The following is a 23,382-nucleotide window of genomic DNA, read 5'->3' as shown; positions in this document are numbered from 1 at the left end:
CAGTACATCTGTATCACTGTCTGACCATCCTCCCGTGACCCCCAGTCTGGCCACCGCACTGGCACCCGCACTGGCACCCTCGCTGACCCCCGCCCCGCAGGGCGTCTCTGCGGCGGCAGGACCGGCCGACGGCCTGTCTCCCGGCTTGAGGGTCCGTCCGCCGGTCGGCCTCCCATCGGCGCTTCCCCTGCCGCGCTCCTTGCGCGGGCCCAGCCGCTGGGGCCCGGGTGTGACCCCTGCCCATGCCCGGCCCACAGCGCCCCTGATGGTGGCGGTGGGGCTGGTGCTGGGGGCCGTGCTTCTGGCGCCGGAGCAGCCCCGCGCTCAGGAGGCCATCTGCCACCGCCACAACGGGGTGGCCGCCTGCCGCGTCTGGTGAGTCTCCCCGGCGGTGGCGGCTGCGGTCTCGTCCGGCTCGACGGGAGCCACCCACTGGAGCAGCCGCAGGGCCAGCCGAAGGTCGCCGTCGGTCCAGGCCCGCAGGGCCATCGCCCGGCGCGGGTCGTAGAAAGGCTGGCTCCGGTACCAGATGAAGGCATCGCTGTCGCCCTTGCGGCCGTTGCAGCCCAGACAGGCCGGGACGCAGTTCTCGGTCACGCTCAGGCCACCGCGGCTGAGGGGATGGACGTGATCGATGGATTCTGAGGCCTCACCGCAGTAGAGGCACCGTTGACCGGTCATCCGGTGCAGCGACTGTCGCCATCGTCGCGCGCGCAGCTTGGGGCAGAGGTCTTCGAGAAAGACTCCATCCCTGGCCTGCATCAGCGCGCCTCGGTTGGCGGAAGTTTGCCCTCGGTGCGCCAGGTGTCAATGTGTTGATGATTGCTTTTTGCCGCATTGACTGCCCCCCTGGTGCAGATGCGCCTGGGCCCTTCGGGTCTCATCGAAGTGGTCAGTCCGTTCGACGCCGTGACCCAGGCCCATCTGCGGGCGATCCGCCCCCGGGGGCAGTGGCTGAGCCGCCGCGGCTGCTGGCAGTTTCCCCTGGAGGCGGCCGTGGCGCTCCAGCAGCAGTGTGCCGGTCGTTTCCCGGCCACGCCGGAGCTGGCCCGCTGGTTCGCCTGGCTGCAGCAGCCCCTGCCTCCCCTGCCTCCCCACCGCTCCCTGGTGGCGGCCGCCGCGGCTGACCGGGAACTTGTGGATGGCCGCCGGCTGTTTCGCCACCAGCGTCTGGCGGTGCGCTGGCTGCTGGCCCGCCGCGGGGCCGTGCTGGCCGATGCGATGGGTCTCGGCAAGACCCTCAGCGCCCTGGTGGCGGGTCGGGCTCTGGTGCGCCTGGCCGACTGCCGGCTGGTGGTGGTGGCGCCGGCGGGGTTGCACCATCACTGGCAACAGGAGGCGGCGGCCCTGGGTCTGCGGCTGGAGCTGCACAGCTGGGCGCGGCTGCCCAGCGAACTGCCTGCTGCGGGCACGGTCATGATCGCTGATGAGGCGCACTTCGCCCAGACGATCCGTGCCGCCCGCACCCAGGCTTTCCTGCGGCTGGCGCGCCATCCCCGCCTGCGGGCGATCTGGCTGCTCACCGGCACGCCGATGAAGAACGGCCGGCCGGTCCAGCTGTTTCCCCTGCTGGCGGCCATCGGCCATCCCCTGGCCGCCGACCAGCGGGCCTTCGAGGAGCGCTACTGCCAGGGCCACTGGCGGGAGCAGGGGGGACGGCGGATCTGGCAGGCCACCGGTGCCACTGAGCTGGAGGAGCTGCAGCGGCTGGTGCGGCCTCTGGTGCTGCATCGCCGCAAGGGTGAGTGCCTGGATCTGCCGCCGAAGCAGCGGCTCGAGCGACCCGTGCAGCTCGACGGGGCCGCCGCGGCCAGCTTCCAGCGGGCCCTGGAGGCGCGGATCGAAGATTTCCGTCGCCGGGCCCAGGCCGGCCAGGTGCGCAGCGACGCCGAGGCCCTGGCCGCGTTCACGGCCCTTCGCCTGATCGGTTCCCACCACAAGATCCCCGCCACCGCCGAGCTGGTGGCCGACCTGCTGGGGCGGGGCGAAGCGGTGGTGGTGTTCACCGCCTTCGTGGCCACCGCCCAGGCCCTGCACCGGCAGCTGGGCCGGGAGGGCGATGGGGGCCCCCTGATCGGTGCCGTGCCCCCGGCCCGCCGGCAGCAGCTGGTGGACGCCTTTCAGGGGGGCCGCAGCCCCCTGTTGATCGCCACCTATGGCACCGGGGGGCTGGGGTTCACCCTGCACCGGGCCCGACATGTGGTGCTGATCGAACGGCCCTGGACCCCCGGCGACGCCGAACAGGCGGAGGACCGTTGCCACCGCATCGGTATGGGGGCCGCTCTGACCAGCCACTGGATGCAGCTGGGGGTCGCCGACCGACTGGTCGATGACCTGATCGCCAGCAAGGCCGAGCGCATCGCGACCCTGTTCCACAACCGCGATCACCTGCGCCGCCAGAAGGCCCTGCCCGCGCTGGTGCGTCAGTGGCTTGAGCGCTGGTAGGCCCGGGGGGCCAGGGGGACTCAGCCCTCTTTCCCAGGGGCTTGCCCGCTGCCGGGGGCTGCGGGCTCCTTCGTGGCGGGGGACGCTGTGGTTCCCGCTCCAGGTTCGTCCTCGCGGCAGCTCTGCTGCCGTATCTCCAGATCCTGCCGCAGGATCGCGTCCAGTCTGCCCCTGGGAATCCTGGCGGCCAGGGTGGTGGCCAGGGCGATGTCCCGGCAGGCCGCAGTCGTGTTCCCCGCCAGGGTGTGGAGGAGGAAACGTTCGTTCAGGGGGCCTGGATCCTTCGGGAACGCCGCCACCACCTTGTCGCAGCGCTCCAGGGCTTCCGGCAGCTGCTCCAGCTTCACCGTCCGCAGGCAGTCCTCGCGGCCGATCGGTCGCTGGGGCAGCGGCTCTTCGGCGCAGCCACCGAGCATCAGGGCGACCAGCATCAGGCCCAGCGGCGGCAGACGACCTCCCGCCCGGGTGCCGTGGTGTCGGAGCGACCGATCAGTTGTAACGCTCACTCCGGGTCATGCCGTTGCCTCCAGCACTATCACCGCCGACGACCGAGATGGCCGTGGGGCTGGGTTCGGGGGTGGAGGCGGTGCTGCTCGGGGCGAAGAGATCGCCCAGGAAACGGCCACAGTCGGGATAGGTGCCAGGGTTCTGCACCACCGCCTCGGTGATCATCACCGCGGCATGTTCGGGGGAGGTCTTGAACACCCCGGAGCCCTGACGCTTGACCAGGGCGTAGGCCGCTGTCCAGCTCACTTCGTGGACGTTGCCGTTGTTGCGCATGAAGCAATAGACCTGGGCCCCCTTGCCGCCGGGACCCTGGATGTCATTGCCCGCCCGGGCGCTGAGGGTGGAGCCGATCGTGCCGAGCAGGCCGCCTGCTGCGGTCAGCAGCAGGAGACAGCCCAGGCGGCGGGGAAGTGAGTGGCGTGCGGCCATCGGACCCGTAGGAAAGAGCGGAGTGGCCCAACGTATCGACACCAGCCGCCCTGTCCAGGGGGGGTCAGCTGCCGGGCGGGGCCGCGGCGGCCGGCAGCACCAGCTTCACCACGAGCGGCAGGATCATCAGCACCGTGATCAGTCGCACCGCGTGCAGGGTGGCGACCGCGGCTCCGACGCCGAACTCGGCTCCGACCAGGCTCATGCCGCTGATGCCCCCTGGGGCGGCCCCGAGCAGGGCGACCACCGGGTCGATGCCCATCAGCCGGCTGCAGCCCAGGCCCAGCACCAGGCCGGTGAGCACCAGGGTGATGGTGATGATGATCGCCGGCCGCCACAGCTGACGCAGTTCAATCAGGGCCGTGCCGGTGAGGCCGGTGCCGATCACCGTGCCGATGCCGATCTCCAGCAGGGTGCGGGAGCCGATCGGCCACTGGGCCACTTCAAGCCGTCCGGTCACGCTCACCAGGGCGGCTCCCAGCAGGGCGCCGGCCAGGGGGGCCGCCGGGATGCCGGTGCGCAGGGCCAGCAGGCCTCCGGCGAGTCCCGCCATCACGTACATCAGCAGATGCCAGGGATGGTTCATCCGCCGGGGGTCCATTCAGGAGGGCCCAGTCTGGGAGATCCCTGCCGGCGGCGCTTGAGAGGGCCCTCCGGGTGTGTTGTCATGCGGTGCAGCACAGCCGCTCTCTCTGCCATGGCTCCCGCCTCGGTGTCGTTCCGGATCAGCCGCAACGCCGAAGATCTCGCCGAAACCATTCACGCCCTCTCCCAGCGTCTGGTGACGCTGGAGCAGCGTCTGGCGGCGATGGAGCTGCAGGCATCACGCCAGACCCAGCCGGAGCCTGAAGAGCTGGCCAGCCTCGACAACGTCGAGCGGCTGCTGCAGGACTGCCGCCACCTGCTGGAGATCGATGGGACCGTGGAAGCGTCGGCCACTGACGCTAGTCACGACCGGGTCGGCTATCCCTCCGCAGCCTGAGGGCGCACCCCCCTGGCCAGGGGTGGCAAAATGAAAAGAAAGCGGGTCATGGCCTTCCCCACCTCCCCTTTCCAGTCCTCCTCCGGCTCCCTCCATTCCCCGAACGGCGGCTCACGGCCCTCCGCTCAGGCCGTCCATTGCCAGTTACGCAACCCCTCCCACGAAGAGGGAGACCATCAGCTGGAAAAACTTGAATTCGCCCTTGCCGTTGCCCTGACCAGGGGAGATCTGCAGCGTTCGGCCCTGCTCCGCTCCCAGATCGCGGCCCTGGGCGGCAATCAGGAGGAGCCCGGCACCTGAGCTGCAGCTGACGTGATGGCGATCACGGCTGCTGGAGATGTTGTTCCAGATGCCGTTTTGCTTCGCCTTGTTCGCGAAGAGGACTCTCAGGGATGTGTTGTGAGGTAAGGTGAAACAACGACGGGGTCTGATGCATTCCAGCCCCATGTTGTGTCTGCTTTTAATGGTGCGAATCCTTCGCCGATGATGATTGCTACCAGTACTCCTACGACTATCGCCTGGACATCAACGCGTCCCCAGCGCCCCGGTTCCTGTGCTGCGATGGCGCCCGATTCCAGCGCCCGTCAGCGCCTTCTGTTCCAGGCGGCCACTCTTGATGAACGCGCCCGCGCGGCGGCCCGGGAGGGCGAGCTGGAGGCTTCGGCCCGGGCCATCCTGGAGGCTCTCGACTGTGAGAGGCGCGCCGTTGGCCTCGGCCCCCAGGTGTTGCAGCTGATCAAACCCCGTGCCTGAGGCTGGAGTCGATCCGGTGGTGGGCTGAGGCCCACCCAGCGAGCGTGAGGACCGTGAATCTCGCCAACGAGCTGGCCAAGGAGCGCAACCGGGCTGCGGCGGAGCGCACGCTGATGGCCTGGATCCGCACCTGTCTGGCGCTGATCAGCTTTGGCTTCGGCCTCGACAAGATCATCGCGGCGATCCGCAGTGCCCAGCTCGATGGCCAGGCCTCCTCCGGGCTCGGGGTGCGGCTGGTGTCAATGGGGTTCGTGCTCACCGGCATCCTGGCGATGGCGGCGGCCACCCGCCAGCACCTGAAGATCCTGCGGCAGCTGAAACGCGACGACTTCCTCTACAGCGACCAGACCTCCATCGGCGTCGCCACCGCCATCGCCCTCACGGCGATCGGCATGGTGACGCTGCTGCTGTTGTTCGTCGGCCTCCGCTGAGACGGGCGGGCGGCTCTTCGGCACCAAGGGGTTGCGGCAACTTGTCGGCCGCCTCGCCCCCGTGGCATGCTCCAGTCAAGATGATTGCTACGGGATTGATGCTCAGCCGTTCCTTCCTTCGTCTGGCGCTGGCCTGCGGCGCAGCCCTGATCGCTCTTGAAGTCCAGGCCCCGGCAGCTGGTCTGGCCCAATCGCGCTGCACCTTTCTGCCGCCGATCGGCGGCAAGGGCATGACTCCGGTGGTGGCCAAAACGGTGGGACCCGGAAAGATCATCGGCAACACCAACTGGAACACGGACTTTCTGGTGACCCGGCCCTACAGCAGTTATAAGTTCTTCTTCACGGCCAATTCCTCCGATGCGAATGCCAGCTATCCGGTGGAGGGGTACATGAAATTCAGCGACGGCAGCAACCTGCAGGTGTTCAACGAAACCCTGAGCCCTTCGATCGGCACCGGGCGCATGTTCGGCCCCTATCCCGCCGTCCCCGGCAAGGTGGCCACGGAGATGAACTTCAAGGTGGGCGCCAGCAGCGACCCGGATGCCTTGGGCTACAGCTACAGGATCTCGGTGCAGGGCTGCCGTTAGTGATTGGATGGCGCAGTGGTGGCTGATGTCTTCGTGTATGGCTCCCACAAGCGCGGTCTCCATCACCATGGCTGTCTGGAGGGTGCGGCGTTCGAGGGTCGTGCCCGCCTGGCGGGCGCCAGGCTTCACTCCCTCGGCGCCTTTCCCATGGCGGTGCTCGATCCGGCCGCGGGGGGCAGCATCCACGGCGAGGTGTACCGGGTGGACGATGCCGGCCTGGCCGCCCTTGATGCCCTCGAGGGCTACCCGCACGTCCACGACCGCCGCCGGTTGCCGCTGAGCGACGGCCGTGAGGCTTGGGTGTATCACGGAGCCCCTGAGCAGGTGGCCGGGAAGGATCCGGTACTCCTCGGCGACTGGTGGTCCGCGCCGGTGTTCAGCTACGGCTCGAACATGGATCCGCTGCGGCTGCGGCAGCGCTGCCCCGGCTGGGACGGCCACGGGCTGGTGGCCCGGCTGGAGGGCTGGCGCTGGGGGATCAACAAGCGCTCCATCACCGGCGCCGGCTGTGCCGGCATCATCGCCGAGGCGGGCAGCCACTGCTGGGGGGTGGTGCACCACCTGGGCCCGGACGACCTGGCGGAGATCGATCGCTGCGAAGGGGCGGGTACAGGCCGCCATTACGAACGCCAGACCGTGGCGGTCACCACCGAGGCCGGCGAGCGCTTTGACGTGCTGACCTACGTGCCGGTGCCCCAGGCCCGGAGCGAGGGGCTGGCGGCCACCGCCGACTACGCAGGCCGCATCCTGCGGGGGGCCGATCACTGGCAGCTGCCCAGCCCCTGGCGCCAGAGCCTGGCTGCATCGCTCCTCACCACGGCGCAGGGCCGGTGCAGGCGCCAACACTCTGCAGCGGGAGGTGGTGGCATGACCACTGGAAGGGGATCAAGCCCCGAGCTGAAACTTGATCCCTGGTGAGGCAGCGGATGGATGATCTGCCTGATGGAGAGAGGGGTGTCACCCGCCGTTATGGTCTACCGCCGGCGGATTATCGAGACCATCGAGAACTGACTTTCGCGCATCACTGATGCCACGAAGGTTCTATCTTCCTATGATATAAAATCTATCAATGGACAATTTCTTGCTTCGTTTTCCATCAAGCGGGTGACCGGACTCGAACCGGCGACGTTCAGCTTGGGAAGCTGACATTCTACCACTGAATTACACCCGCACAGGCTGACTGTAGCAAGGGCCTGGGCCCTCCCTGGCCGCTCAGGGTCTGGCGGCCGGCTCCTCGCACTGCACTGCCGCCGACAGGGCCCGGCGGGCGGCGATCACCGGCGTGGCCTTGACCTGCAGTTCGGTGGCGGCCTGCTCCAGGGTCTGGCCCTTGTTGGCGGCGGCTTTGGCGACCTCTCCCTGGAAGCCCTGCAGCAGCTTGCGGAAGGCCTCCACCCTGATCTGCTCCAGCTGGTTCTCGGAGTTCTCCAGGGCCGCCACGGCCTGGCTCAGGTTGTCCTGGGCGGCCTGGGCCTCACCCACGGTGGAGCTGGGCTTGAGGGCCGCCACCTGCTCCATTGCCGTGCCCACCGTGGCCAGCTCAGTGCAGATCTTCGCTTCGGTCTTTGCCTCCCGCTGGGAAAGGTCATCCCGCTGGCAGCCTGTGGCCGCCAGGCCCAGGCAGAGGGCGACAGCGAGGGGAAGGAGCCGCATGGCATCAGAAGCGTCCAGTGAGAACGTAAGTCGATCCTCTGCGGCGTCCAGGTGCGGTGGCCCTTCCTTTACAGAGGGGGGCGACGAACGCCCCGCCCCTCAGCGGGCCAGTTCGGCCGCCGCCGCTGCCACGCCCGCTCCGGTGGTCACCTTGCCCAGGCCCAGGCCCTGCAGGGTGGCCTCGATGGCCGCCACGGCGGTGAGCACGTCGCGGTCGCAGACGAAGCCCAGGTGGCCGATGCGGAACACCTTGCCCTTGAGGTGGTCCTGGCCGCCGGCCAGCAGGATGTCGAAGCGCTCCTTCACCTGCTTGCGCAGGCTCTCGGCGTCGATGCCCTCGGGGGCCACGGCGGTGATCGCCGGGCTGCCGTGGCCCTCGGCCGCATAGAGGGGCAGGCCGATGGCCTTCATGGCCGCCTGGGTGGCGCGGCGGTGGCGGGCATGGCGGGCGAAGATCGCCTCCAGGCCCTCCTGCTGCATCATCGTCAGGGCCGCCTCGAGGGCGAAGTAGAGGTTGATGGCCGGGGTGAAGGGGTTGCTGTCGTCGTCGGCCGCCTTGCGGTACTTGCCAAGGTCCAGATAGAACTTGGGCAGATCGGAGCGTTTGTACGCCTCCCAGGCCCGCTCGCCCATGGCCACGAAGCTGAGGCCCGGCGGCATCATGTAGCCCTTCTGGGACCCGGAGCCGATCACGTCCACGCCCCAGGCGTCCATGGGCACGTCGCAGGCGCCCAGGCTGGTGACGCAGTCGGCGATGGTGAGGGCCGTGCCGTGGGCCCGCACGTGGCCGGCGATGGCCTGCAGATCGTTGATCACCCCGGTGGAGGTTTCCGAGTGGGTGAGGATCACGGCCCGGATCTCCTTGCCGGTATCTGCCTCCAGGGCGGCGCGGAAGGCCTCCGGGTCGAGGGGCTGGCCCCACTCGGCCTTGATCACCTCCACGGTCAGCCCGTAGGCCTGCGCCACCTTCACCCAGCGTTCGCCGAACTTGCCGTTGTCGCCGCAGAGCACCCGGTCGCCGCGGCTGAGGGTGTTGACGATCGCCGCCTCCATCGCCGCGGTGCCGCTGCCGGTGAGCACCAGCACGGGGGCCGTCGTCTGGTGCAGCCACTGCAGCTGCTCGGTGGTGCGGCGCACGATCTTCTGGAAATCGCCGCTGCGGTGGCCGATCGGGTGGCGGGCCATGGCCTGCAGGACGGTCTCCGGCACCGGGGTGGGGCCGGGGATCATCAGTGTGAGCTTGTCCTGCATGAGCTGTGGGGAAGAGGGAGCGCGGGCCCGGCGGTGGCAAGGCGATCGACCACCATAAAAAACAGCGTTCCCCACGCCCATCACCTCCCCGCCCTTCCCTGATGCGCCCCAGCGGGGCTTCACCCTGCCGGTGTGGCTGGCGGCCGCCGCCCGTGCGGCCCTGGGCGCCCTGCGGGGGGATCCTTTCACGGCCTCGGTGGCCCTGGAGCTGCTGCAGCCTCCCGGGGTGGTGCCGATCCCGGTGCGGGCCGCCGCCCGGCTGGGCGAAGGGCTGGCTCTGGGGGAGAGCTGCTGTGATCCGGGCGAGGGGCTCGACCTCACCCGCGGCCTGGTGGTGTGGGTGAGCGCCCGCTGGCTGCCGCCTCCCGGGCCCGGCGAGGACGCTGACGCCGACGACTGGCTGCAGCTCGAGCCCGGCGAGGGGGTGGGGGTGCACGAGGCCACGGGCCAGGCCTGCCTGTCCGCCTATGCCCGCAGCCTGCTGGAGGTGAACCTGCGGCCCCTCGTGCCGGCCGGCCGGCGGCTCGCCCTCACCCTGGTGCTGCCCGATGGCCGTCGCCTGGCGGAGCGCACCAGCAACGCCGCCTTCGGCGTGGTGGAGGGCCTCGCCCTGATCGGCACCCAGGCGGAGGTGCAGGCCGGCGCCGATCCCGATCAGCTGGGCCGCACCCTCGCCGCGCTGGCCGAGCGGGCGGCGGCGCCGGGTTTCAGCGGTGATCTGGTGCTGGTGATCGGCGAGAACGGCCTCGATCTCGCCCCGCGGCTGGGGCTGCCGCCATCGCTGCTGCTCAAGGCGGGCAACTGGCTCGGCCCGGTGCTGGTGGCGGCCGCCGAAAGAGGGGTGGAGAGGCTGCTGCTGTTCGGCTACCAGGGCAAGCTGATCAAGCTGGCCGGTGGCATCTTCCACACCCACCACCACCTGGCCGACGGCCGCGCCGAGGTGCTCACCGCCCTGGCGGCCCTGGAGGGGGCGGGCGGCGCGGTGCTCACGGCGCTGCTCGGGGCCGCCACGGTGGAGGCGGGGCTGAACGAGCTGGAGCAGGCCGATCCCGCCCTGGCCGGGCGCCTGCGGGGGCGGATCGCGGCCACCATCGAAACCCGCTGCCAGGCTTACCTGGCCAGCCACGCTGCCGGGCCGATCGTCGTGGGGGCGGCTCTGTTCGACCGGCGGCGGCGGCTGCGGATGTGCGGACCGGTGGGGGCGGCTCTGATGGAGCGCTTCGGGGGCGCGACCTAGGGTGCTGGGACAGATTCCGGTCCCCTGCCCTGGCCGCCTTCGAGCCGATGTCCCAAACGCCGTCAGCCGCACCCCAGGGGTCGGAAAGGGACCATGCCAGCGGCTCCCGCCGCCATCCGGCGATCGTCATCCTCGACTTCGGCTCCCAGTACTCCGAGCTGATCGCCCGGCGGGTGCGGGAGACCGAAGTGTTCTCCCTGGTGATGGGCTACACCACCAGCGCGGCCGAACTCAGGGCCCTGGCGCCGAAGGGGATCATCCTCAGCGGCGGGCCGAATTCCGTCTATGAGGAGGGGGCGCCCTCCTGTGACCCTGGCCTCTGGGAGCTGGGCATCCCGGTGCTGGGGGTCTGTTACGGCATGCAGCTGATGGTGCAGCACCTGGGCGGCTCGGTGGTGGCGGCGGGCCGGGCGGAATACGGCAAGGCACCACTGCATGTGGACGACCCGGTCGACCTGCTCACCAACGTGGAGGAGGGCTCGACGATGTGGATGAGCCACGGCGATTCGGTGCAGGAGCTCCCCACAGGCTTCGTGCGGCTGGCCCACACCGACAACACCCCCGAAGCGGCGGTGGCCGACCACGCCCGCCGCCTCTACGGAGTGCAGTTCCATCCGGAGGTGGTGCACTCCGCGGGCGGCATGGTGATGCTGCGCAATTTCGTGTATCACATCTGCGGCTGCATTCCCGACTGGACCACGGCGGCGTTCATCGACGAGGCCGTGGATGAGGTGCGTGCCCAGGTGGGCGAGAAGCGGGTCCTGCTGGCCCTCTCGGGCGGCGTTGATTCCTCCACCCTGGCCTTCCTGCTGCATCAGGCCATCGGTGATCGGCTCACCTGCATGTTCATCGACCAGGGCTTCATGCGCAAAGGCGAGCCCGAGTTCCTGATGGATTTCTTCGATCGCCAGTTCCACATCAACGTGGAGTACATCAACGCCCGCGAGCGATTCATTTCCAAGCTCTCCGGCATCACCGACCCCGAGGAGAAACGCAAGATCATCGGCACTGAGTTCATCCGCGTGTTCGAGGAGGAGAGCCGCCGCCTCGGTCCCTTCGACTACCTGGCCCAGGGCACCCTTTATCCGGATGTGATCGAATCGGCCGGCACCAACGTGGACCCCAAGACCGGTGAGCGGGTGGCGGTGAAGATCAAGAGCCACCACAACGTGGGCGGCCTGCCCAAGGACCTCCAGTTCAAGCTGGTGGAGCCCCTGCGGCGCCTGTTCAAGGACGAGGTGCGCAAGGTGGGCCGCAGCCTTGGTCTGCCCCAGGAGATCGTGGGGCGCCATCCGTTCCCCGGTCCCGGCCTGGCGATCCGCATCCTGGGCGAGGTCACCGACGACAAGCTCGACATCCTGCGGGACGCCGATCTGATCGTGCGCGAGGAGGTGCGCGACGCCGGCCTCTACGACGAGATCTGGCAGGCCTTCGCCGTGCTGCTGCCGGTGCGCAGTGTGGGGGTGATGGGCGACAAGCGCACCTACGCCTATCCGATCGTGCTGCGCTGCGTGTCCTCCGAGGACGGCATGACCGCCGACTGGTCGCGGCTGCCCTACGACCTGCTGGAGCTGATCTCCAACCGCATCGTCAACGAGGTGCGGGGGGTGAACCGCGTGGTGCTCGACATCACCAGCAAACCCCCGGGCACGATCGAGTGGGAGTAGGCGATCCCTTCGGGGTGGCCCCTGCCGGCGGCCTTCGATAAGGTCGGCACCCGGCCTTTCGCCCCGTGCCTCCCGTCTCCCCCGTCGTTGCTGGCAGCCCTGCCGGGGCTGAGCAGGATCCCCAACTGCACCGTCGTCTGCAGCAGGACAGCATCCTGCTGGCCGGCAAGACCATTTTCCTCAACCCCTTCCTCTACTGGCGTCGCTTCGATGCCAACACCGATCGCTGGCTGCGGGAGCCCGGCCAGCTGCCTGAGGAGCAGATCCGCTCCAATCGCGTGCGTTTCTACCCCGAACTCGACTGGGATTCCCTCGACCCGGCCGAGCTGTCGGTCAAGGAGGGAGCGGTGGAAATGTTCCTCAAGAGCCTGGAGCTGATCAGCACCTTCCATCCCGACCTCAGCGCCGGCCATCTGCTGGAGGTGGAGCGCAAGATGGCCGTCACCAAGAAGAAGGCCTTCGAGCGCTGGGTGGCCCGCGCCCTGGAGCGGCGCGAGAAGGAGAGCCTGCGGGAGCGGCGCCGCTTCGACCGGGAACGCATGCTGCGCGGCTGGCTGGAATGGCTGTCGCTGGATGGCACCCGGCAGGCCCTGCTTCCCGCCACGTTCCTGCTGGTGCTGGCCGTCGCCGGCGGCTGGTGGCTCGGCAGCACCCGCTTCTGCGGACAGGTGATCGTGGCTCCCGGGGTGCAGCGTCCGGCGCCCTGAGCGTCTGGCCGGCACCGGCTGTCCGCCGGGCCCATGGGCGCGTCAGACTGGAGCACCCGGTCGCAGGTTGCGTCACCATGGCTGCCGATCCTCTCGATGCCTTTCGCCTGGCTCTGATGCAGGACGTGCTGCCGGTGGGACTGGCGGTGGTGGAGCGGGTCCGCAAGGGGGGGCCGGCCCAGGTGCTGGCCGCCTTCGACGGCAGCAGCGCCGATCCCCTCGGCCGGCTGCGCCAGGAGGGAGAGCCCGCAGCCAGCCAGGTGCGGGAGAACCTGGATCGCTTTCAGCCCGGTCTCGGCAACCCGGTGATGAAGGTGGAGGTACGGGATGTGGCCGCCGACGAGGTGGCCTGGACTGCCCCCCCCACCGAAGCGGCCTCCCCCCCTGCCGATCCCGCCGATCCCTCCGAACTGCTGGCCGCCCTGGCCCGCATCGAGGACCGGCTGGCTCTTCTGGAGGCGCGGCTCTCCTGATGGTGCGCGCCTCCGGACTCGGGAGCGGCCCCTCCTCCACCCGTCATACCGGAGTGGGTCACCAGGCCGCCCTGCTGCTCACCTTCATGCTGCTGCTGCTGGCGGCCATCATCGGACGCCTGGCCTGGCTGCAGCTGCTGCACGGGGCCGAGAACAAGGCCATGGCCGACGAGAACCGGATCCGCCTGCTGCCCCGCAATCCGGTGCGGGGACGTCTGCTCGATCGCAAGGGTCGGGTGCTGGCCACCAACCGCCTCACCTACAACCTCTACCTCCAGCCGCTGCTGGTCGATGACCGGCGCTGGCCGGCACTGCGGGAGCGGCTGGCTTCCCTGCTGGGCCTGCCGGCTAACAAGCTTGAGACCCAGCGCAGGCAGGGCGCCAATGGCCAGGGCTTCCGGATCCCCCTCGCCACCGCCCTGACCCCGGTGCAGGTGCTGCGTTTCCGGGAGCAGTCAGGATCCCTCCGGGGGGCGGAAGTATCCGAAGACGTGCTTCGCTCCTATCCCAACGGCAGCCTGGCCTCCCATGTGATGGGTTACACCAGCAGCATCACCGAGGAGGAATACGACGCCCTCAGGGATCGTGGCTACCGGATCAGCGATCGCATCGGCCGCTTCGGGCTGGAGAAGGCGTATGAAACCCATCTGCGCGGCGAGTGGGGGGGGCAGCAGCTCGAGGTCAATGCCGCCGGCCAGGTGCAGCGTGTTCTCGGGGACAAGCCCGCCAAGGCGGGCAAGGATCTGCGCCTGACGTTGGATCTGGATCTGCAGCAGGCGGCGGAGAAAGCCCTCGACGGGGTTCGCAAGGGGGCGATCGTGGCCATGGACCCCCAGACCGGCGCCGTGCTGGCGATGGCCAGTCGGCCCAACTTCGATCCCAACGTCTTTTCCGACGGGCCCACAACGGCCCAGTGGAACAGCCTCAACCGCCCGGAGGCGCCGCTGCTGAACCGGGCCTTCCAGGGCTTCCCGCCGGCCAGCACCTTCAAGATCGTCACCACCATTGCCGGCATCGAGTCGGGCAAGCTCGGGGAAACGTCCACCGTGCCGACGGTCGGCTCCTTCTGCTACTACGGCCAGTGCTACGCCGACCACGGCTCCTACGGCCGCATCGGTTTTCCCCTCGCCCTGGCGGTGAGCAGCAACAGCTTCTACTACAAGGTGGGGCTGATGGTGGGTCCGGATGAACTCTTCAAGGCCGCCCGCCGTCTGGGCTACGGCAGCCGCACCGGCAGTGAGCTGGCCGCCGAGGAATCCCCCGGGCTGCTGGGGGATCCTGCCTGGAAGAAGGAGGTGCTAGGGGAACCCTGGACCCCGGTCGATACGATCACCTCCTCCATCGGCCAGGGGGCGGTCACCGTCACCCCCATCCAGATGGCCCGGCTCTATGCGGCGGTGGCCAACGGCGGCTGGCTGGTGACGCCGCACCTGGTGGAGCGGGACTATCCCCGCAAATGGCTGGGTCTCAAGCCCGCCACCCTGAAGGTGCTCCATCTCGGCCTGCGCCAGGCGGTCACCAACGGCACGGCCACCATCCTCAACGACCCCAGCCTGCCGCCCGTGGCGGGAAAGACGGGCACCGGCGAGGATCCGCCCCGTCCCGACCACGCCTGGTTCGGGGGCTATGCCCCCGCCAACGGCAAGCCCACCCTGGTGATCGTGGCCTTCGGAGAGAACACCGGCGGCTACGGCGGCACCGTGGCCGCTCCGATGGTGAAGGCCCTGATGACCACCTGGTTCCGGGGCGTGAAGCCGGCACCGGCGTCCGCAAAGCAGGGCTGAAGCAAGAAAACAGGGCTGAGGGGCCGCTTCAGGCCACCTGGGGCAGGCGGTTCCGGTCCAGAACCTGGCGGTAGTAACTCTGGAGCTGGGCGGTGGCGCTGGGCCAGCCCCAGCGTTCCGCCTCCTCGCGGGCGGCCAGGCGCAGCTGCAGCCGGGCCGCCGGATCCCCCAGCAGCCGGGTCACCGCGGTGGTCAGGCTGGCGGGCTGGTCGGGGTCGTAGAGACAGCCGTTGACGCCGTCACTGACGATGTCGGGGATGCCGCCCCGGTTGGCCCCCACCACCGGACAGCCGGCGGCCATCGCCTCCAGCAGCACCAGGCCGAGGGTTTCGGTGCTCGAGGGGAACAGGAAGGCATCGCCGCTGGCATAGGCCGAGGCCAGCTCCTCGCCGGCCAGGTAGCCCACGAAGGTGGTGGCGGTGCCCTCGAAATGGCGCTCCAGCTGCTGGCGGTGGGGGCCGTCGCCCACCAGGGCCAGGCGGGTCTGGGGCATGGCCTCCAGCACAGGCCGGATCCGGTCGATCTGCTTCTCCGCCGACAGCCGGCCGATGTAGAGGAGCAGGTGGCCCGTGTCGTCGTGGCCGCCGTGCAGGCGTTCACGCATGGCGGCGGACGCCAGCTGGGGTCGGAACAGGTCGGTGTCGACACCCCGCTGCCAGAGGGCCGTGTGCTGAATCCCCTTGGCCGCCAGCTCCTCCACCATGGCGGTGGAGGTGCAGAGATTGAGCTGGGCCTGGTTGTGGGCCGCCTTGAGCAGTTCCCACAGCAGCGGCTCCAGCATGCCCATGCCGTAGTGCTCCAGGTACTTGGGCAGGTGGGTGTGATAGCTGGCCACCAGGGGCAGGCCACGGCTGCGGGCCAGCCAGATGCCCCCCAGGCCCAGCACGGCGGGATTCACCACGTGGACCAGGTCGGGAGCAAAGCGATCCAGGGCCTCCGAGACCGCCGGCCGCGGCAGGGCCAGCTTCAGTTCCGGATAGAGCGGCAGCGGCATCGCCGGCACCCCCACCACCCGGGCCCCCATGTAGGCGTCCGGAGCGCCTTCGGGACAGAAGATCAGCACCTCATCTCCGGCCGCCACCAGGTGCTGCACCGTCTTGGTGAGCCGCGTGACGATGCCGTCGACCTTCGGCAGGAAGGTTTCGGTGAAAAAGGCGATCTTCACGGGGGGGAGATCAGGCGAGGGCCTTGATCGCCTCGGCCTGGCGCTGGGTCCAGGCGGAGAGGCAGGGGATCTTGGAGCGGTCGCAGCGGTCGGCCCAGCGGCGGGCCACATCCACCACCTCGGCCAGGAGACCGTCATCGAGGGTGGTGGGCTTGAGTCCCAGTTCGATGAAGCAGCGGTTGTCGACGATCAGATCGTTCTCGATCGCCTCCTTGCGGGGGTTGGGCAGGTGGTTGATCTCGGCGCCGGTGAGGACGGCCACCTTGCGGGCCAGTTCCCCCACCTGGTGGCTCTCGGTCATCTGGTTGAAGATCTTGACCTTCTCGCCGGGCTCGGGGGGATGTTCCAGGGCCAGCTGGATGCAGCGCACCGAATCGCGGATGTGGATGAAGGCCCTCGTCTGGCCGCCGGTGCCGTGGACGGTGAGGGGATAGCCGATGGCCGCCTGCATCAGGAAGCGGTTCAGCACCGTGCCGTAGTCGCCGTCGTAGTCGAAACGGTTGGTGAGCCGGGGGTCCCGCTGGGTCAGGTCGGTGTTGGTGCCCCAGACGATGCCCTGGTGCAGGTCGGTGACCCGGATCGCGTCGTTCTTGTTGTAATAGAAGAAGAGCAGCTGATCCAGCGTCTTCGTCATGTGGTAGACGCTGCCCGGATCGGTGGGATGCAGGATCTTCTCGGTGAAGCAGGTGCCGTCGGGCTGGGGCACCTCCACGGTGAGGTAGCCCTCCGGGATGGTGGCGCCCCGATGGGAGCCGTAGCCGTACACCCCCATGGTTCCCAGGTGCACGATGTGCACATCCAGGCCGCTGTCGACGATGGCCGCCAGCAGGTTGTGGGTGCCGTTGACGTTGTTGTCGACGGTGTAGCGCTTGGTGGCGCTGCTCTTCATCGAGTAGGGGGCGGCGCGCTGCTCGGCGAAGTGGACGACGGCCTCGGGACGCTCGCTGCGCAGCAGCTCCAGCAGGCGGTCGTACTCGCCGGCGATGTCGAGATGGACGAAGCGCATCGTCCGGCCGCCCACCTGATCCCAGGCCCGCAGGCGGTCCTGGATGGTGGCGATGGGCGTGAGCGACTCGACGCCAAGGTCGATGTCGATCTTGCGACGACTCAGGTTGTCGACGATGACGACGTCGTGGCCGGCTTCCGCGAGGTTCACGGCACAGGGCCAACCACAGAAGCCGTCGCCGCCGAGAACGAGAACCTTCACCCCAGACTCCTGAACGAGCAGTTGCTCAGAGGGGCAAGCTACTACAGGCCTCATAAGCCCCACCGGCTCAGCTGATCACGGCCGCCACCGCCACCAGGGCCGCCACCAGCACCAGGCCGCCGATCAGCAGCATCCGGTTGCTGCCGCTGATTTCTCCCTCCTCCTGCAGCACCATGCGGGGCTCCTTGGCGAAGGCGTTGAGCTTGCCGCCGTCTTCTTCGGTGACCTGCATGACTGGGGGGATCGGTTTGCGGCAAACCCTATGGAGCGGCGCCGGGATCGGTCCGATCGTCAACGGTTCGTCACACGTCCCTCCAGGGGCGAACTGGGGCAGGCCTCGGCCCGCTGCGGCAGCCGGCCCGCCAGCAGGGCGGCCCGGCCGGCCTCCGTGGCCAGGGCCATGGCCCGCGCCATCGCCGGAGGATCCCCCGCCAGGGCGATGGCGCTGTTGATCAGCAGGGCGTCGGCCCCCATCTCCATCGCCTGGGCAGCCTCGCTCGGCACGCCGATGCCCGCGTCCACCACCACCGGAATGCGGGCGTTCTCGATGATCAGGGCGATGTTGGCCGCGTTGCGGATGCCCTGGCCCGATCCGATCGGCGATCCCAGCGGCATCACCGTGGCGCAGCCCGCCTCCTCCAGCCGTTTGGCCAGCAGGGGATCGGCGTTGATGTAGGGGAGCACCGTGAAGCCCTCCTTGACCAGGATTTCGGCCGCCTCGAGCGTGCCGAAGGGATCGGGCAGCAGGTGGCGGGAATCGGGGATCACCTCCAGCTTCACGAACGTGTTGTCTTCCTGGCCCGCCAGCCGGGCCAGCTCCCGGCCCAGCCGGGCCACCCGCACCGCCTCCTCGGCAGTGGTGCAGCCGGCCGTGTTGGGCAGCATCCAGATCCGACCCCAGTCGATGGCCTCCATCAGGCCTCCGTGGCCGGGGGCGCCGCTCTGCACCCGGCGCACCGCCACCGTGACGATCTCGCAGGCGCTGGCCTCCAGGCTGGCCTGCATGGCCTCCAGGCTGGGGTACTTGCCGGTGCCGGTCATCAGGCGGCTGTGGAAGCGGCGACCGCCGATCACCAGATCGTCGTGGGAGAGGGAGGGGGCGATGGTGGTCAAGGGCAGGGGCCTGCTGCGGGCGAGCGCATCCCGATTAGTCTGCCCTCTGCTTCCGAGACCCACGCCATGCCGGTGCCTCTGGCCGCCGTGCCCCTGCTGCTCGCCGCCGGCCCGGTGCTGGCCGCCAGTCCTCTGCCGGCCGAAGGGTTCGTGCCCTTCACCCCTCCCGGGATGCAGTCGATCGTCCAGGACGGGGGCGCCAACGGTGAGGTCGAGACCTTTGATCCGGTCGCCCGGGCCCGGCTGATCGCCGAGCAGATGCCGCGGCGCTGGAGCGGTCGCTACCAGTCCTTCAGTGGCGGCCCCCAGGTTCCCGTCGCCCTGCGGATCGACGGGGCCACCCCGGTCGGCCAGATGGTGGACCTGCGCGGTTCGATGGCCATCGGTGGCGTCGAAACGCCGGTGCAGGGCAACCTGAATGCCAAATCCGACCAGCTCGACCTGCTGTTGCTGGGGGATCCCCTGGGCGGCGCCCTCGAGCCGGGGGGAGCGTTTCAGAGCGTGCAGGGCCTGTCCCTGAGCGGCTGGAGCGCCCCCCGGCTGACCACCCCCGGGGGTCGGCTGCAGCTGGTCCCTGACAGGGCCGTCACGACCGCTCCCACCGGCGGACCGACGCCGGTGCGCGGTCTCTGGTGACACCGTCAGGCCGGTTTCAGATTCCCTTGCCGGTGCCGCCGGCTGCATCGGCATCGCCACCGCGGCGGCGCTGCAGGATCGCGAGCCGTTTGCGGGCGGTTCTGTTGCTGCCCTCCAGCCCCAACACCTGCTCGTAGAGCGCCCGGGCCTCATCGGGTTTGGACTGCTTCTCCAGGGCGAAGGCCAGGTTGTTCAGGGCCACCGGATAGTCAGCCTTGGCGCGCAGGGCCGAGCGGTAGTGACGCACGGCCGCTGTGTAGTTGTTCTGAGCGGCCAGGGTGAACCCCATGGCGTTTTCCATCAGGGCCCGGGCCTCGGCCGGAACGTTCTCGTTGTCGGCCAGCTTCAGGGCCTGCTTGAGGTTTCCCTGGGCCTCGCCGTAGAGCCGCTTGCGCAGCTGCACCGAAGCCAGCTCGTAGAGGGTGGAGGCGTCCCTGGGGCCGGCGGTCGCGGCGTTGGTTCCGCCCAGGCGGGCCAGGGCGAGCTCATCGCTCCGCACCCGCAGAATCTGGCGGCCGACCACAACGGCGGCCACACCCAGGAGCGCGATCAGGCCGAGCAGGTAGGCCTGGGGCAGCAGATCGTTCATCGGGGCCGGCCGTACGGTCGGAGCGGGAACCGGGGCGTCAGCGGCTTGCCGCGGTGACCACGGCCGTGAAGCTGCCGGGATCCGCCACGGCCAGCTGGGCGAGCATCTTGCGGTTCAGGCGCACGTCGGCCTGCTTGAGCCCGCCGATCAGCTTGCTGTAGCTGAGGCCGTTGAGGCGGGCGGCCGCATTGATGCGGGCGATCCAGAGGCGACGGAAATCACGCTTGCGGCGGCGACGGTCGCGGTAGGCGTTGCAGAGAGCCTTCATCACCCGCTGGTTGGCGGTGCGGAACAGGCTGCCGTTGCTCCCCTGGAAGCCTCGGGCGAGGCGAAGGATCTTGTTGCGGCGTTTGCGGGCGACGTTGCCCCTCTTGACGCGGGCCATGGGAGGTGATCTGGGGGTGGGAAAACAGGGAAGCGGAGACTGCGGAGAGAGCTCGGCCGCCCTCAGCCGGCGTAGGGCAGCATGTGGGCCACGTTGTCGTGGTCGCGCTCGTCGACCACCGCCATCGTGCCCAGATAGCGCTTGCGCTTCGGGCTCTTGTGATCCAGCAGGTGGTTGAGAAAGGCCCGGCGGCGCATGAACTTGCCGGTGCCGGTGGCCTTGAACCGCTTGGCGGCCGCTTTGCGGGTCTTGAGCTTCGGCATCTCGGTAGGCGCAGGCACAAACAAGCACACTACGACGCGGGTGCACCCTCCTCCAACCCCCCTGCCCTCGACCCCCTCCTCCGCAATGCCGCTGCGTCTCCCTGTCCTGCCCCGGCTGCTGCTGGCGACGGCGCTGCTGTTCCCGGCGGGCTGCCGGGCTGATCAGGGGCCCCTTGCCCCGCCGGCACCGCCTCCACCGGCTTCCCTGACCCCGCCGCCGGCCCCCGACGCTCCGGTCCTGCTGCACTGGCCCGTGGCCAGGCCGGCACCCCTGACGGCGGACGACCCGGTGCTGCTGGTGGCCCTGGCGGCCCGGCTGGGTCCGGCGCCCGGCCAGGCCGCTGACGCCGCCCCCCTGCGGCTGCGCAGCCGCAGCGGCCTGCTCACCCTGGTCGACGCCGCCGGCCAGCGCTTTCAGGCTCCGGAACTGGTGCTGCACTGGCGCCGCGTCCCCCTGCCCCAGCCCGTCACGTTGCGGCGCCGGGTGCTGGGGCCCTTCGCCAGCTTCGAGAGCGCCGAACAGGCGGCGGGCCTCTGGCGATCCATGGGGGTGGCGGCGGAGATCGCCAGGCCCCGGGACTGGGAGGTCTGGGCCCCGGTCGATGCCCCCGATCCCTCGCCCCTCCCCGAAACCGTGCGGCTGAGCAGCTTCGAGCAGACCGTGAGCGAGCGCATCGGTCTGGAACTGCGCCGCGCCCAGGGAGTGGTGCCCCTGCCCTCGCCCCTGCGGATCGAGGCCCCGGGGGGTCTGCTCTGGAAGCAGGGGGCCTATGCGGGGCCCTTCCAGCTGCTGGCCGATGCCCACGGGGGCTGGAGCCTGGTGGAGCAGGTGCCCCTGGAGCGCTATCTGGAGGGGGTGGTGCCCCACGAAATCGGCGCCGGGGTCCCGGCGGCGGCGCTGGAGGCCCAGGCCGTGCTCGCCCGCACCTGGGCCGTGCGCAACCAGCACCGCTTCGTCGTGGACGGCTACCACCTCTGCGCCGACACCCAGTGCCAGGTGTACAGCGATCCCCGCCAGGCGGGGCCTGCCGTGCGCCAGGCCATCGTCGCCACTCGTCTCGGCGTGCTGATGGCCGGCGGCGGGCCCATCCACGCCGTGTACCACGCCAGCAACGGCGGCATCAGCGCCGGCTACGAGGAGGCCTGGAGCGGCGCGCCGGTGCCCTATCTGCGCCCCTTCAGCGACGGCCCCGCCCCGTTCCAGGTCCGCTACCCGGTGCCCCTGGCCCCGGCCGCCCTGCCGGAGCTGCTGCGGGACGGTCGGGCGGCCTGGGGGGCCGACCACCCTGTCTTTCGCTGGCAGCGGCGTCTGACCGCCGCCCAGATCGCCACCGCCCTTGGAGCAGAGCGGGATGTGGGCCGTCCCACGGCCCTGAAGGTGCTCTCCCGGGGCCCGAGCGGCCGGGTGCTGGCGCTCGAGGTGCAGGGAAGCGGGGGCCGCACCGTGCTGCGGCTGGATGGGATCCGCCGCACCTTGCGCAGCCTGCCCAGCACCCTCTTCGTGGTGCAGGCGGCGGGCCCGGGGGTCTGGCAGCTGCAGGGCGGCGGCTTCGGTCATGGAGCCGGCCTGTCCCAGGCGGGGGCCATCGATCTGGCCCGCCGCGGCTGGAGCAGTCCCCGGATCCTTTCGCACTACTACCCCGGCACCGAGCTGAAGCCCCTCGGTACGGCCGGGGATTCCCCTTAGAGTCGGCACCTGCATGAGGACCTCCATGGCTGCCGGCGGCAGTGACAGCGATCGCCGCCGTGCCAAGGCGGCCCTGTTCCTTGCCTGCTGCGGCCTGGCCGGGATCGCTCCCCACTGGCTGCCCCCCGGGCGCAGTCTCGTGCCCGCTCTTTCCCTGGCGACCCTGCTCGGGGGCTACAGCCTGAGGACGGTTCTGCTGCAGGCCTTCCGCCGCAGACGCCCTGGGCTGTCCCCCGTGGCACCCCCCCCGGTCGGCCCCTCCCCGGCCGTCGACGTGGTGGTCGCCGCCCGGGACGAGCAGGCGGTGATCGCCCGTCTGGTGGACCGCATCGCCGGCCTGCGCTGGCCCGAGGGCCAGCTCACCCTCTGGGTGGTCGACGACGGCAGCGACGACCGCACCCCCGAGCTGCTGGCCGAACTCCAGGGCCGCCATCCCTTCCTGCGGGTGCTGCGCCGCCCCAGGGATGCGGGCGGGGGAAAGTCGGGGGCGCTCAACCTGGTGCTGCAGCAGCTCACCGGCCGCTGGATGCTGGTGCTGGATGCCGATGCCGATCTCCAGCCCGACGTGCTCGAGCGTGTGGTTCCGCTGGCCGAAACCGGCGGCTGGGCTGCGGTTCAGCTGCGCAAGGCCGTGGTCAATTCCAGGGCGAACCTGCTCACCAGCGCCCAGGCGATGGAGATGGCCTTCGACGCGGTGGTGCAGGAGGGGCGTCTGGCCAGCGGCGGGGTGGCCGAGCTGAGGGGCAATGGCCAGTTGCTGCGGCGCGAGGCACTGCTGAGCGCCGGCGGCTTCAACGAAGACACCGTCACCGACGACCTCGATCTGAGCTTCCGCCTCCTGCTGGAGGGCCTGTCCATCGGTGTGCTCTGGGATCCCCCTGTCCAGGAGGAGGCGGTGCTGACCCTGCGGGCCCTGTGGCGCCAGCGCCAGCGCTGGGCCGAGGGAGGCCTGCAACGTTTCTTCGATTACACCCCCGGCCTTCTTTCCAGGCGGCTGCGCTTCAGTCAGAAGCTGGATCTGGCGGCCTTCTTCCTGCTGCAGTACGTGCTGCCGGTGGTGGCGAGCGCCGATCTGATCGGCAGTGTGCTCACCCGCACGGCTCCCACCATGTGGCCGTTCTCGATCGTGGCCCTGGCCCTTTCGGGGGTGGCCATCGTCACCGGCTGTCGCCGGCCCGCCGAAGGTCCTGCCCTGCCGGCGATGCATCCGCTCAGCGTCGCCCTGGGCATCCTCTACCTGGTGCACTGGTTCCTGGTGATCCCCTGGGTCACCCTGAAGATGGCGGTGCTGCCCAAGCGCCTCGTCTGGGTCAAGACCCTCCACCTCGGCGCCGATCACGGTGACCCGGTCGTCGAGGGGGTGGCGTCCCTTGGCACGGACCCGGAGACGGGAGATCTGGCCACCGAGGGCAGCCAGGCCTGAGGCCCGGC

The 23,382-nt window shown here is 69.8% G+C and carries 29 protein-coding genes and 1 tRNA gene; 16 read left to right on the top strand and 14 right to left on the bottom strand.

The genetic code is table 11. The annotated features are described in order from the left end of the window. Nucleotides 1-34 precede the first annotated feature (34 nt). Nucleotides 35-379 (top strand): hypothetical protein, encoded by a 345-nt coding sequence (locus tag KUG41_RS11740; protein ID WP_216904293.1) that lies wholly within the window; start codon nt 35-37, stop codon nt 377-379. On the opposite strand, the gene KUG41_RS11735 is transcribed toward KUG41_RS11740, so the two are convergent. After that, nucleotides 325-762, bottom strand: coding sequence for an HNH endonuclease (locus tag KUG41_RS11735; protein ID WP_216904291.1), 438 nt, complete (start codon nt 760-762; stop codon nt 325-327). The genes KUG41_RS11740 and KUG41_RS11735 overlap by 55 nt on opposite strands. Before the next feature lie 96 nt (nt 763-858). Between KUG41_RS11735 and KUG41_RS11730 the strand changes: the two genes are divergently transcribed. Next, on the top strand, nt 859-2,445 hold the full coding sequence (locus KUG41_RS11730) for a DEAD/DEAH box helicase (protein ID WP_216904290.1): 1,587 nt from the start codon (nt 859-861) through the stop codon (nt 2,443-2,445). Nucleotides 2,446-2,465: 20 nt separating this feature from the next. Here KUG41_RS11730 and KUG41_RS11725 read toward each other — a convergent pair whose 3' ends face one another. From KUG41_RS11725 to KUG41_RS11715, 3 genes are all read right to left on the bottom strand, one after another. Further along, a complete protein-coding gene (locus KUG41_RS11725; protein ID WP_216904288.1) occupies nt 2,466-2,951 on the bottom strand; it encodes a hypothetical protein in 486 nt (161 codons plus the stop codon). Next, nucleotides 2,935-3,381 (bottom strand): DUF6554 family protein, encoded by a 447-nt coding sequence (locus KUG41_RS11720; protein WP_216904287.1) that lies wholly within the window; start codon nt 3,379-3,381, stop codon nt 2,935-2,937. The genes KUG41_RS11725 and KUG41_RS11720 overlap by 17 nt, the downstream gene beginning before the upstream one ends. Before the next feature lie 64 nt (nt 3,382-3,445). Beyond that, nucleotides 3,446-3,967, bottom strand: coding sequence for an AbrB family transcriptional regulator (locus tag KUG41_RS11715; protein ID WP_216904285.1), 522 nt, complete (start codon nt 3,965-3,967; stop codon nt 3,446-3,448). 111 nt (nt 3,968-4,078) lie between these two features. On the opposite strand from KUG41_RS11715, the gene KUG41_RS11710 reads away from it, so the two are divergent. The 6 genes from KUG41_RS11710 (at nt 4,079) to KUG41_RS16150 (ending at nt 7,052) form a co-directional block, all read left to right on the top strand. Continuing rightward, nucleotides 4,079-4,363: a hypothetical protein gene (locus tag KUG41_RS11710; RefSeq protein ID WP_216904279.1), complete on the top strand. Its 285-nt coding sequence runs from the start codon at nt 4,079-4,081 to the stop codon at nt 4,361-4,363. 48 nt (nt 4,364-4,411) lie between these two features. Next, the gene (locus KUG41_RS11705) at nt 4,412-4,663 is read left to right on the top strand and encodes a hypothetical protein (protein ID WP_216904362.1); all 252 of its coding nucleotides are present in this window, start codon (nt 4,412-4,414) and stop codon (nt 4,661-4,663) included. 261 nt (nt 4,664-4,924) lie between these two features. After that, nucleotides 4,925-5,116: a hypothetical protein gene (locus KUG41_RS11700; RefSeq protein ID WP_216904278.1), complete on the top strand. Its 192-nt coding sequence runs from the start codon at nt 4,925-4,927 to the stop codon at nt 5,114-5,116. 53 nt (nt 5,117-5,169) lie between these two features. Then, nucleotides 5,170-5,547, top strand: a complete 378-nt coding sequence (locus tag KUG41_RS11695; protein WP_216904276.1) for a DUF202 domain-containing protein — start codon at nt 5,170-5,172, stop codon at nt 5,545-5,547. A gap of 98 nt (nt 5,548-5,645) precedes the next feature. Continuing rightward, nucleotides 5,646-6,134 (top strand): hypothetical protein, encoded by a 489-nt coding sequence (locus KUG41_RS11690; protein ID WP_254217186.1) that lies wholly within the window; start codon nt 5,646-5,648, stop codon nt 6,132-6,134. Between the two features lie 18 nt (nt 6,135-6,152). Continuing rightward, nucleotides 6,153-7,052 (top strand): gamma-glutamylcyclotransferase, encoded by a 900-nt coding sequence (locus KUG41_RS16150; protein WP_216904274.1) that lies wholly within the window; start codon nt 6,153-6,155, stop codon nt 7,050-7,052. A 181-nt stretch (nt 7,053-7,233) separates the two neighbouring features. Here the strand turns inward: KUG41_RS16150 and KUG41_RS11680 are convergent. The 3 genes from KUG41_RS11680 to KUG41_RS11670 form a co-directional block, all read right to left on the bottom strand. Further along, a tRNA-Gly gene (locus KUG41_RS11680) sits at nt 7,234-7,305 on the bottom strand. Between the two features lie 41 nt (nt 7,306-7,346). Then, nucleotides 7,347-7,787, bottom strand: coding sequence for a hypothetical protein (locus tag KUG41_RS11675; protein ID WP_216904272.1), 441 nt, complete (start codon nt 7,785-7,787; stop codon nt 7,347-7,349). A 99-nt stretch (nt 7,788-7,886) separates the two neighbouring features. Continuing rightward, a complete protein-coding gene (locus KUG41_RS11670; RefSeq protein ID WP_216904270.1) occupies nt 7,887-9,038 on the bottom strand; it encodes an alanine--glyoxylate aminotransferase family protein in 1,152 nt (383 codons plus the stop codon). A 79-nt stretch (nt 9,039-9,117) separates the two neighbouring features. On the opposite strand from KUG41_RS11670, the gene cbiD reads away from it, so the two are divergent. The 5 genes from cbiD to mrdA all read left to right on the top strand — a co-directional run bounded on the left by cbiD (nt 9,118) and on the right by mrdA (nt 14,906). Then, nucleotides 9,118-10,275, top strand: a complete 1,158-nt coding sequence (gene cbiD, locus KUG41_RS11665) for a cobalt-precorrin-5B (C(1))-methyltransferase CbiD (RefSeq protein WP_216904357.1) — start codon at nt 9,118-9,120, stop codon at nt 10,273-10,275. Between the two features lie 47 nt (nt 10,276-10,322). Then, nucleotides 10,323-11,942 carry a glutamine-hydrolyzing GMP synthase gene (gene guaA, locus KUG41_RS11660; RefSeq protein ID WP_216904268.1) on the top strand — a complete coding sequence of 540 codons (1,620 nt, stop codon included), beginning with the start codon at nt 10,323-10,325 and terminating at the stop codon, nt 11,940-11,942. A gap of 65 nt (nt 11,943-12,007) precedes the next feature. Beyond that, nucleotides 12,008-12,649: a hypothetical protein gene (locus KUG41_RS11655; RefSeq protein ID WP_371734129.1), complete on the top strand. Its 642-nt coding sequence runs from the start codon at nt 12,008-12,010 to the stop codon at nt 12,647-12,649. Between the two features lie 77 nt (nt 12,650-12,726). Next, the gene (locus KUG41_RS11650; RefSeq protein ID WP_216904267.1) at nt 12,727-13,122 is read left to right on the top strand and encodes a hypothetical protein; all 396 of its coding nucleotides are present in this window, start codon (nt 12,727-12,729) and stop codon (nt 13,120-13,122) included. Then, a complete protein-coding gene (mrdA, locus tag KUG41_RS11645; RefSeq protein ID WP_216904265.1) occupies nt 13,122-14,906 on the top strand; it encodes a penicillin-binding protein 2 in 1,785 nt (594 codons plus the stop codon). The genes KUG41_RS11650 and mrdA overlap by 1 nt, the downstream gene beginning before the upstream one ends. 28 nt (nt 14,907-14,934) lie before the next feature. Here mrdA and KUG41_RS11640 read toward each other — a convergent pair whose 3' ends face one another. From KUG41_RS11640 to KUG41_RS11625, 4 genes are all read right to left on the bottom strand, one after another. Continuing rightward, entirely contained in the window at nt 14,935-16,071 is a 1,137-nt protein-coding gene (locus KUG41_RS11640) for a glycosyltransferase family 1 protein (RefSeq protein WP_216904263.1), read from the bottom strand. Between the two features lie 10 nt (nt 16,072-16,081). Then, nucleotides 16,082-17,278, bottom strand: coding sequence for an NAD-dependent epimerase/dehydratase family protein (locus tag KUG41_RS11635; protein ID WP_216904262.1), 1,197 nt, complete (start codon nt 17,276-17,278; stop codon nt 16,082-16,084). Nucleotides 17,279-17,345: 67 nt separating this feature from the next. Continuing rightward, entirely contained in the window at nt 17,346-17,510 is a 165-nt protein-coding gene (gene psb34 / locus KUG41_RS11630) for a photosystem II assembly protein Psb34 (protein ID WP_216904261.1), read from the bottom strand. A 59-nt stretch (nt 17,511-17,569) separates the two neighbouring features. Then, the gene (locus KUG41_RS11625; protein WP_254217191.1) at nt 17,570-18,319 is read right to left on the bottom strand and encodes a thiazole synthase; all 750 of its coding nucleotides are present in this window, start codon (nt 18,317-18,319) and stop codon (nt 17,570-17,572) included. Between the two features lie 138 nt (nt 18,320-18,457). On the opposite strand from KUG41_RS11625, the gene KUG41_RS11620 reads away from it, so the two are divergent. Beyond that, complete coding sequence (locus KUG41_RS11620; RefSeq protein WP_216904259.1) at nt 18,458-19,027, top strand: hypothetical protein; 570 nt, start codon at nt 18,458-18,460, stop codon at nt 19,025-19,027. A gap of 16 nt (nt 19,028-19,043) precedes the next feature. On the opposite strand, the gene KUG41_RS11615 is transcribed toward KUG41_RS11620, so the two are convergent. From KUG41_RS11615 to rpmI, 3 genes are all read right to left on the bottom strand, one after another. Further along, nucleotides 19,044-19,616 (bottom strand): tetratricopeptide repeat protein, encoded by a 573-nt coding sequence (locus KUG41_RS11615; protein WP_216904258.1) that lies wholly within the window; start codon nt 19,614-19,616, stop codon nt 19,044-19,046. Nucleotides 19,617-19,653: 37 nt separating this feature from the next. After that, on the bottom strand, nt 19,654-20,001 hold the full coding sequence (rplT, locus tag KUG41_RS11610) for a 50S ribosomal protein L20 (protein ID WP_216904256.1): 348 nt from the start codon (nt 19,999-20,001) through the stop codon (nt 19,654-19,656). Between the two features lie 62 nt (nt 20,002-20,063). Next, complete coding sequence (gene rpmI / locus KUG41_RS11605; protein ID WP_216904254.1) at nt 20,064-20,264, bottom strand: 50S ribosomal protein L35; 201 nt, start codon at nt 20,262-20,264, stop codon at nt 20,064-20,066. An 85-nt stretch (nt 20,265-20,349) separates the two neighbouring features. Here rpmI and KUG41_RS11600 point away from each other — a divergent pair, with 85 nt between their 5' ends. Together KUG41_RS11600 and KUG41_RS11595 are read left to right on the top strand one after the other, a co-directional pair. After that, the gene (locus tag KUG41_RS11600; RefSeq protein ID WP_216904252.1) at nt 20,350-21,951 is read left to right on the top strand and encodes a SpoIID/LytB domain-containing protein; all 1,602 of its coding nucleotides are present in this window, start codon (nt 20,350-20,352) and stop codon (nt 21,949-21,951) included. Nucleotides 21,952-21,976: 25 nt separating this feature from the next. Next, nucleotides 21,977-23,374: a glycosyltransferase family 2 protein gene (locus tag KUG41_RS11595; protein WP_216904251.1), complete on the top strand. Its 1,398-nt coding sequence runs from the start codon at nt 21,977-21,979 to the stop codon at nt 23,372-23,374. The last annotated feature ends 8 nt before the right edge of the window (nt 23,375-23,382 follow it).

The sequence above is a fragment of the Synechococcus sp. CCY 9618 genome (assembly GCF_019038415.1).
Classification (GTDB): Bacteria; Cyanobacteriota; Cyanobacteriia; order PCC-6307; family Cyanobiaceae; genus Cyanobium.
This window is presented reverse-complemented; position numbering and strand designations above follow the sequence as displayed.